This is a genomic window from Streptomyces sp. GC420 (assembly GCF_009916105.1).
Taxonomy (GTDB): domain Bacteria; phylum Actinomycetota; class Actinomycetes; order Streptomycetales; family Streptomycetaceae; genus Streptomyces.
In genome coordinates this window covers 1-6,263 of the sequence record NZ_JAAAXQ010000420.1, presented here as the reverse complement: position 1 = coordinate 6,263, position 6,263 = coordinate 1, and the positions used below count along the sequence as shown (strand labels likewise).

The following is a 6,263-nucleotide window of genomic DNA, read 5'->3' as shown; positions in this document are numbered from 1 at the left end:
GTCCTGGGGAGAGGCGGAGGTGGCGACGGGAGCGGGAGCCGGTGCGGGTGCGGGTGCGGTAGTCGGCGCGGGCGCGACGAACGCCGGGAGCAGACCGAGCAGCAGCGCGGCCGCGGGCCACACGGGCAGCGTCGGCGTGGTCAGCGGTACGAAACCGGGGTCGAGGGCGTCGGGCGGGTACGCCGACCCGGACCACACCATCAGCCCCCCGGCGGCCGCCCCCGAGCCGGCCACCAGCCAGGCGCGCACACCCCACCCGTCCGGCCGGTAGCGGGTGCGGACACTGCGCCGGCCCCCGAGCCACAGCCCGCCCAGCGCGGTCACCAGGCCCGCGGCCATGACGGGCAGCCCGAAGCCGGCGCCCTCCGCCGCGAGCAGCCCGTACGAACCCGCGCACACGCCGAGCAGCCCACCGAGGGTGAGCACGGCGGTGGTACGCCGTACGGCGGTCGGCACCTGCGCCGTACGGCCGTAACCGCGCGCGTCCATCGAGGCCGCCAGGGCGACCGACCGCTCCAGCGCGCCCTCCAGCACCGGCAGTCCGATCCGCAGCACCGCCCCGATCCCGCCCGCGCGCCGGCCGCGCAGCCGGCGCGCCGACCGCAGCCGCGATACGTCGGCGACCATGCTGGGCGCGAAGGTCATCGCGACGACCACCGCCACCCCCACCTCGTAGAGCGCGCCGGGCAGGGACTTCAGCAGCCGCGCCGGGCTGGCGAGCGCGTTCGCCGCGCCGACGCAGATCAGCAGCGTGGCCAGCCGCAGTCCGTCGTACAGCGCGAACAGCAACTGCTCCGCGGTCACCCGCCCGCCGATCCGCACTCCCTGCGCCCAGTGCGGAAGCGGCAGTTCGGGGAGCGTGAAGAGCGGGTGCGTGCCGGGCAGGGGCGAACCCAGGAACACGGCGAAGACGAGCCGGATCGCGAGGACCGCCAGTCCGAGCTTGAGGAACGCGCCGTAGGAGCGGGCCCAGGGCGCGTCGGGCACCCGGCGCGCGGCCACGACGTAACCCGCGACGGCGATCACGAGACAGAGCAGCAGCGGGTTGGTGGTCCGCGAGGCCGCGACCGCCATGCCGAGCGCCCACAGCCACCAGGCCCCGGCGTGCAGCGCGTTGCTCCGGTTCACAGTCGGCGGCCGCACCGCACGCCACGCCCGCGCGGCGGACACCCGCCGCGACCGTCGCGCGGGGGATTCCGGCCCCGTCGCGGCCGAGGGGCGTGGCGGGGCGGCGTCGCCGGGCATGGGCGCGGGCAGGGGCGCGGGCACAGGCGTGGCTTCCGGCCGCGTCATCCGCGGCGGCGGCGTGTCTGCCAGGCCCCGGCAGCTCCGAGCAGGACGACGGCCGCGATGCCGGCGACGACGCCGACGGAGGGGCCGCCGTCGTCACCGTCCCGCTTCCGCGAAGCCCCGGCCCGGTTCCCGTCGTGGTCCTTGCCGCCGTTCCCGCCGTTCCCGGCGGAGCCGCCCTTTCCGCCGTCGCCGGCGGAGACCTGCTCGCCGCAGCCCGACTCCGGGTAGCCGGCTATCGCGCACAGCAGGGCGTCCCTGTTGTAGCGGAGCGGCTCGGCGACGGAGGCCAGTGCCTGCGCGCTGCTGGCGTCCTCGTCGACCCGGGCGCAGGCCGTGCGGCGCTCCGGCGGAGCCTCGCCCTCCGGGGCGTCCTGCGGGGTGCCGAAGTCGATGACGAGCGCCACGCGCTTGCTGCCGTCCTCGGCCGGTGTGTCCGCGCAGATCGCCGCGAAGTCGGCCGCGCCGCGCGGCTTCGCGGCGTCCTGCGAGTCCTCGCTGACGGAGAAGCGGAAGCCCTGCACGTCGCCGTCGGCGGGGACGGCGGTCGCCGGCCCCTGGGTGGCGTACGTCCAGGAGCCGTCCACCCGGTCCCAGAAGGACCAGTAGCGGTAGCCGGTGGCGTGCGCCGTGCCGGCGCCCAGGCCCCCGAGCAGCCCGAGCGCGAGTACGGAGATCAGCGGCGTACGCAGCCCACGGGGCCTCACAACCGGTCGCTCTTCCTGCGGGCGCTGACGAGGAAGCCGATGCCGATGCCCGCGACGAGACCGATGCCGACGATCCACCACACGCCGAGTCCCTCGCCGTCCTCGGACTTCTTGTCCTCGTCCTTCCCGGAATCCGGGGAGGCGGTCTTCGTCGCCTCGGGCGCGGGCCCCGTCGCGTTCAGCTGCCGCACGAGGTCGGCGCCGCCGAAGTCCCGCGGGTCGCCGCCGGCCGCGCGCGCGGCGAAGATCAGCTGCGCGTACGCGGCGGGGCCGGACTCCTTCGCCCAGTCGGCGGAGTTCTTCTCCAGCCAGGCCAGGGACGTCTTCGCGGCGTCGGAACGCCCGGCGGCGGCCAGCGCCACCACCGCGTCGGCGGTGTTCCCGTAGTCCGGCTGGTCCTCGGAGCCCGGCATCGAGGACATCAGGTGACCCATCTCACCGAGGGCGTCCACGAGGTGGACCGCGCCGTTGGCGGCGGCCTTGCGCGCGGAGCCGTCCGCGTCGGCGCAGTCGGAGCCGCCGGCCCCCTTGCCGGCCGTGGCCGCCAGGCCCTTGCCGAGGCCGCCGAGGACACCGGCGGCCGTGGCGTCCGCGTTGGCGGCGAGCTTGCCCGACTTGTCCGGCTGGAAGGCGAAGGCGCCGCCGCCCTTGACGTCGCACGGAAGGGACAGCGAGACCAGCGCGTCGTACGGCGTCCTGCCGCCCTTCGACTCCACCCCGTCCGGCTTCTGCCCGGCGGCGGCCAGCGCCCCGATCACCACGGACGTCGAGTTGGTGTCGCTGGCGCCGCCGGGGGAGTAGCCCCAGCCGCCGTCCTTGTTCTGGACGGACTTCAGCCAGCCGACGGCCTTCTCCATCTCGGCGCCGTGTCCGCCGAGCGCGGCCAGCGCCTGCACGGCGGCGGCCGTGGAGTTGGAGTCGACCATGGTCTTGGCGTCGCAGGCCTCGGAGGTGTCCTTGCGGTACGGGGCGAAGGCCCCGGACTCGCACTGCTGCCCGGCGAGCCAGTGCACGGCCTGTGCGGCGGGCCGCACCCCCACGGAGTCCTGGGCGAGCAGTGCCAGTGACTGCCGCCACACGCCGTCGTAGGTGGGGTCGTTCGTGCCGTACAGCCCGTCGCTGCCGGCGGCCGCGGCCGGTGACACGGCTCCGAGGAGCAGAGCTGCGGTGATGGCCAGGGCGGCCGTGCCCCTGCGGCGTACGGTCATGTGCGGTGCCTCTCCTGCTGCGCGGGCAGCCGGGCACCGCTGCGCGCAGGCGCGCACCGGGCTCCAGCGCCGCGTTCCTCGACGGTGCGTACGGGTGTGTACGGGAGCCGGTCACGTCCGACGAGGCGGTCCGGCTCACCGCGGGCCCTGCGGGCCGGTGCGGTTCACGGTTGCGGGTCAGCGCCGGAATTGCACCGGCTTTCCCTCATTGGGCGTGATGGCAAGCCCACACTCTACCTACCGGCCCGTACGGCCATCGAGGCGACGGTCCCCGGGGGCCGCCGGCCCTGCCCCGCGCGCCGGGCGGATCCTCCGGGACGGCGCCCGGAGGCAGAGGGGGCGCGGCGCGGGGCTGGAGGGCTTGCGGGTTCCGGCGCGCGGGCGCGGGCGGGCCCGTGGGTGGCGTGCCGGGCTGCCGGAGGAGCGCTCGGCGGGCGGCCCGGAACATCACCGGGCCGCCCGGAAGGTCACCGGGTCGCTGCCCGGCACCGCCTCCGCCAGACCCAGCTTGACCAGCCGGCGCACGTGGGCCTCCGCCTCCGAGACGGCGATGGTCCTGGACCCGTAGGGGATCTCCGCCCAGGGGCGGTTCCACTCCATGCGTTCGGCCAGCCGCCACGGCGTGAGCGGTTCGGCGGAGAGGAGGTCAAGCAGGTCGTCGAGGCGTTCGCGGTGGTGGGCCAGCAGTTCGCGTACCCGGCCCGCCGCGTCCGTGAAGGCGTGCTGGTGGGCGGGCAGGACCTCGGCGGCGCCGAGCCGGCCGACGCGTTCGAGGGAGTCGAGGTAGTCGCCGAGGGGATCGGTGACCCGGGTGTCCTCGGGGTCCTCGTAGAGGCCGATGTGCGGGGTGATCCCGGGCAGCAGGTGGTCTCCGGAGAAGAGCCGCCCGGTGCCGGCGAGGCCCGCCGGGTGGTCCTCCTCGAGGTGCAGGCAGACATGGCCGGGGGTGTGGCCCGGGGTCCAGACGGCGCGCAGTCGGCGCCCCGCCAGGGGGAGGAGCTCCCCCGGGGCTATCTCGCGGTCGGGCAGGGCGGCCGTGCCGCCGGGCAGCGGGCGCGACCGGCCGGAGGCGCGGGCGGCCCGCAGCGGCGCGAGATGCTCCTCGGGGGCACCGACCGCGGTGAGCCGCGCGGTGATGTACTCGAGCCACTGGCCCGGCTCCGCGGACCGGGTGCGGCGTACGACGTCGATGTCGGCGGCGTGCATGGCGATCCACGCACCGGACGCCTCCCTGACCCGGCCGGACAGCCCGTGGTGGTCCGGGTGGTGATGGGTGATCACCACGCCGTGCACCTCGGGGACGGTGATGCCCAGGGTGCCGAGCCCGGCGGTCAGCGCCGACCACGCGGACGGATCGTCCCAGCCGGTGTCGATCAGTACCGGGCCGCCGTCGGTGTCGACGACATGGACCAGCGTGTGCCCCAGCGGGTTGTCGGGGATGGGGACGCGGACGCTCCACACGCCCCCGCCGTGGTCCTTGACCTGCGACTCCTGCGTCATGTTGCGCACTATAACGAGAACTTGTTGCAGTCAGGAGTCGTCCGCCCGCGCATGGACTAGTGGAACTGGAACTGGTATCAGTTCTATCGGCTCACGGTATCTGAAGCGGCGTCAGAAAGTCCGGAAGGCGGCAGCCATGACCGACCTGTTGATGGAGCAAGGACAGCTGTTCATCGGCGGGGAGTTGACCGACCCGCTCGGTGCCGACGTCATCGAGGTGATCTCCCCGCACACCGAGCAGGTCATCGGCCGGGTCCCGCACGCCTCGCCCGCCGACGTCGACCGGGCCGTGGCCGCCGCCCGCAAGGCCTTCGACGAAGGGCCCTGGCCCCGCATGAGCCTCGGCGAACGCATCGACACCGTCGGCCGCATCAAGGACGCGATCGCCGTGCGGCACGAGGAGATCGCGCGGGTCATCAGCTCCGAGAACGGTTCCCCCTACTCCTGGAGCGTCCTCGCCCAGGCGCTCGGGGCGATGATGGTCTGGGACAGCGCGATCGCGGTCGCCCGTGACTTCCCCTACGAGGAGCGGCGCACCGGTGTCCTCGGGCCGCTGCTGGTGCGGCGCGAGCCGGTCGGGGTCGTCGCGGCCGTGGCTCCGTGGAACGTCCCGCAGTTCACCGCGGCGGCCAAGCTCGGGCCGGCGCTGCTCGCCGGGTGCACGGTGATCCTGAAGCCCTCGCCCGAGTCGCCGCTCGACGCCTACATCCTCGCGGAGATCGCCCGGGAGGCGGGGCTCCCCGAGGGCGTGCTGTCGGTGCTGCCCGCGGACCGTGAGGTGAGCGAATACCTGGTCGGTCACCCCGGCGTCGACAAGGTGTCGTTCACCGGATCCGTCGCCGCCGGACGGAGGGTCATGGAGGTCGCCTCCCGCAACCTCACCCGGGTCACCCTCGAACTCGGCGGCAAGTCGGCGGCCGTGATCCTGCCCGACGCCGACCTGGAGTCCACGGTCGCCGGGATCGCCCCGGCCGCCTGGATGAACAACGGCCAGGCCTGTGTGGCTCAGACCCGGATCCTCGCGCCCCGCAGCCGTTACGACGAGTTCGCCGAGGCCCTCGCCGCGGCGGCCGGCGCGCTGACCGTCGGGGACCCGCTGGACCCCGCCACCCAGGTGGGCCCGCTCGTCGCCGAGCGCCAGCGGCGCCGCAGCCTCGACTACATACGCATCGGCCAGGAGGAGGGCGCCAAGATCCTGGCCGGCGGCGGCCGGCCCGCCGGCCTCGATCACGGCTGGTACGTCGAGCCCACCCTCTTCGGTGACGTCGACAACGGCATGCGGATCGCCCGCGAGGAGATCTTCGGCCCGGTGATCTGCCTGCTGCCGTACGGGGACGAGGCGGAGGCGGCGCGGATCGCCAACGACTCCGACTACGGCCTCAGCGGCAGCGTCTGGACCTCCGACGTCGAGCGGGGCATCGACTTCGCGCGCGGGATCAGGACCGGCACGTACAACGTGAACACCTTCAGCCTCGACATGCTCGGTCCCTTCGGCGGTTACAAGAACTCGGGTCTCGGCCGGGAGTTCGGGCCCGAGGGGCTGTCGGAGTACCTGGAG

At 74.6% G+C, this 6,263-nt stretch carries 5 protein-coding genes and 1 riboswitch; of the genes, 1 reads left to right on the top strand and 4 read right to left on the bottom strand.

Going from position 1 to position 6,263, the window contains the following annotated elements:
• The 4 genes from GUY61_RS32925 to GUY61_RS32910 form a co-directional block, all read right to left on the bottom strand.
• The coding region (locus GUY61_RS32925; RefSeq protein WP_166633984.1) for an energy-coupling factor transporter transmembrane component T at positions 1–1,245 on the bottom strand (1,245 nt) is incomplete at its 3' end.
• 44 nt (positions 1,246–1,289) lie between these two features.
• Positions 1,290–1,997 carry an SCO2322 family protein gene (locus GUY61_RS32920; RefSeq protein ID WP_313896980.1) on the bottom strand — a complete coding sequence of 236 codons (708 nt, stop codon included), beginning with the start codon at positions 1,995–1,997 and terminating at the stop codon, positions 1,290–1,292.
• Positions 1,994–3,205, bottom strand: a complete 1,212-nt coding sequence (locus tag GUY61_RS32915; RefSeq protein ID WP_166633983.1) for a terpene cyclase/mutase family protein — start codon at positions 3,203–3,205, stop codon at positions 1,994–1,996. The genes GUY61_RS32920 and GUY61_RS32915 overlap by 4 nt, the downstream gene beginning before the upstream one ends.
• Before the next feature lie 106 nt (positions 3,206–3,311).
• Positions 3,312–3,450: riboswitch (cobalamin riboswitch) on the bottom strand.
• 202 nt (positions 3,451–3,652) lie between these two features.
• Positions 3,653–4,705, bottom strand: a complete 1,053-nt coding sequence (locus GUY61_RS32910) for an MBL fold metallo-hydrolase (protein WP_166633982.1) — start codon at positions 4,703–4,705, stop codon at positions 3,653–3,655.
• A gap of 136 nt (positions 4,706–4,841) precedes the next feature.
• Here GUY61_RS32910 and GUY61_RS32905 point away from each other — a divergent pair.
• Positions 4,842–6,263 (top strand): aldehyde dehydrogenase (locus GUY61_RS32905; protein ID WP_166633981.1); only part of this gene is annotated, 1,422 nt, incomplete at its 3' end.